Below are 2,313 nucleotides of genomic sequence, written 5' to 3'. Positions count from 1 at the left end.
AGAATGGATCCGGAAACGTGAAGCGGACTTGCTGCCGTGCAGCTATTATCATCTCGTTTTTACGCTTCCCGAAGAGCTGAACGGTTTGGCAATTGCCAATCCCACACTCATTTACAAAACATTGTTTGAAGCAGCTTGGGCAACATTAAACCAGTTTGGCAAAACGGAAGGAATGCAGCTCGGAATGATTGCGATAGTTCACACGTGGGGACAGAACCTGAGCTTGCATCCGCACCTGCACTGCATTGTTCCTGGCGGCGGAATTGATCATCACGGAAAGTGGAAAAAGAAAGTACGAACCGATAAATATCTCTTCTCTGTAAAAGCGATGAGCAAAGTATTTCGGGCAAAGTTTGTGGCTTTATTGAGAACTTCGGGAGTAAAAGATTCCAATTTAATGGATAAACTCTTTACCAAGAACTGGGTCGTCTATGCCAAAAGACCTTTTGGCGGCCCGAAACAGGTGATTGAATATTTAGGCAGATACACCCACAAAGTCGCCATCAGCAATCACCGCATCAAAGAAGTTACCGATAAAGAAGTTCGTTTTGGCTACAAAGATTACCGGAAAGGTGGCGAAAAAAAGGAGATGACCCTCAGCAACGAAGAGTTTGCGCGAAGGTTCTCCCTGCATATTCTGCCAAAAAGGTTTGTGCGGATCAGGCATTATGGAATCCTGAGTAGCAGCTGGAAACGCGGGAAACTGCAGAATTTACAGGCAGAGTTGAAAGTCGAAAGAATCGTTTTCCTTCCCCAGACTTTGCTTAAAAAATGCCGCTGTTGCAAGGAAGGAAACCTGGTGACCATTGCTATTTTCGGGCAGCGGGGGCCGCCGCAGGACTTTCTTTTCGTTACCCAAACGCTGTCTGCAAAATAAACTTTGCGGGTAAGGGAACCTATGTTCTGAAGCGAGGAAAAACCGCTGAAATCCACCAATAAAGGCTACCCAACGCCACAAAAAAAGCAGTTCTTCTGAAAAAACTGCTTTGCACCTCTAAATTCTAAAAACGACATCCCCATAAGAGGACCATTATACTGCTGAAAAGCCACCGGAGCTTGCGTTCAACGGGCTTTCATTTCTTGTCTTGCAGACAAAACGAAAGCTTAGTTATTGTACGAGGTTTTTTTAAGCGGTTACAGGATTTACTCTAATTTGTCCGCCGACTGCTCTCAAAACTTTCATAATTGTTGAAAATTGAGGTTTTGCACCGTCAGATAACGCTTTGTATAAACTTGGTCTGCTCATTCCCGTTTCTTCCGCAATTTTTGTCATTCCAATCGCTTTTGCAATATTACCGATTGCGACAATTATTTGTGAATCATCGCCTTCTTCCAAAACAATGTTTAGGTATTCAGCAATCATTTCATTGCTGTCCAAATAATCTGCTATATCAAATTTTGAAACTTCCATTTTCTTATTTTTCGATTTTTTTCCAAATATATTTTGCTTTTTTAATGTCTTGTTCTTGGGTGGATTTATCTCCGCCAATTAAAAGGATTATTATTTTTCCGTCTGTCTCCTTGAAATAAATTCTATAACCTTTAGCATAATTTATTTTCAACTCATTTATTCCGTCTCCAATAGGTTTCCATTCTCCAAAGTGTTCTTCATCTTGCAACTTCTGAATTCTGAACAAAATCTTTGCCTTTGCTCTCAAATCCTTCAATTTCTTAAACCACTTATCAAATTCGTTTGTTTTTTCAATAAAGTACATTTTTGTTTGTATTCATTTGGATACAAAAATAAAAAAAATTCTTTAAACGACAACTTTTATGCGGAATTTTTGGATAAAATCTCGTACAACGGGAAACGGCTTTGCGAAGGCGGGGCTAAGAAGTTCAAAACTTTCTATAAATTCTTTCCCGCGCAAAAACCATTTTCGTTTTTTCAAAATTACAAAAAAATAAAAAACGAAATGGTTTTTTGCGACTAATAATGACGAAACTTTCAACGCAAGAGAAATTCACCCCCGCTTTTGCAAAACCGATGTGCCTGTTGCACAACCTCTTTTCAAAGATACGGTAAAAAGATTTCAGAAATAGAAAATGTGGTTATAAACGGGTTTAAAATATTGAAAATCAATTGTATATATCGTTTATTCTCCGTAAATTAGCGTATGCAAGGCAGAAAAACATTTGAACCGAAAATCTTCTACGAACTCAGCCTGGAGGGGCTCGTTCCCCAGGATGATTTCTACCGTAAAATCAGTCAGGAAGTACCCTTTAGCTTCCTCTACAAGTCAACCTCTCATTATTACGGCCGTTGCGGGCAGGACAGCATCGATCCTGTGGTCTTTTTCAAGATACTGTTAG

The 2,313-nt window shown here is 39.8% G+C and carries 3 protein-coding genes and 1 pseudogene; 2 read left to right on the top strand and 2 right to left on the bottom strand.

Annotation, left to right across the window (positions count from 1 at the left end; genetic code table 11):
* A partial coding sequence (locus AP75_RS13770; RefSeq protein ID WP_088264991.1) for an IS91 family transposase occupies positions 1-877 on the top strand: 877 nt, incomplete at its 5' end.
* Positions 878-1,126: 249 nt separating this feature from the next.
* Here AP75_RS13770 and AP75_RS13765 read toward each other — a convergent pair.
* Positions 1,127-1,411, bottom strand: a complete 285-nt coding sequence (locus tag AP75_RS13765; RefSeq protein WP_031504551.1) for an addiction module antidote protein — start codon at positions 1,409-1,411, stop codon at positions 1,127-1,129.
* Positions 1,412-1,415: 4 nt separating this feature from the next.
* Positions 1,416-1,715 carry a type II toxin-antitoxin system RelE/ParE family toxin gene (locus AP75_RS13760; protein WP_031504549.1) on the bottom strand — a complete coding sequence of 100 codons (300 nt, stop codon included), beginning with the start codon at positions 1,713-1,715 and terminating at the stop codon, positions 1,416-1,418.
* Between the two features lie 402 nt (positions 1,716-2,117).
* On the opposite strand from AP75_RS13760, the pseudogene AP75_RS13750 reads away from it, so the two are divergent.
* Positions 2,118-2,313 (top strand): annotated as a pseudogene (locus AP75_RS13750) (IS1182 family transposase); the annotation flags it as partial.

The organism is Kaistella haifensis DSM 19056 (assembly GCF_000735695.2).
Classification (GTDB): domain Bacteria; phylum Bacteroidota; class Bacteroidia; order Flavobacteriales; family Weeksellaceae; genus Kaistella; species Kaistella haifensis.
The sequence above is the reverse complement of the archived record's forward strand: the minus strand, read 5'-3'. Positions and strand labels throughout refer to the sequence as shown.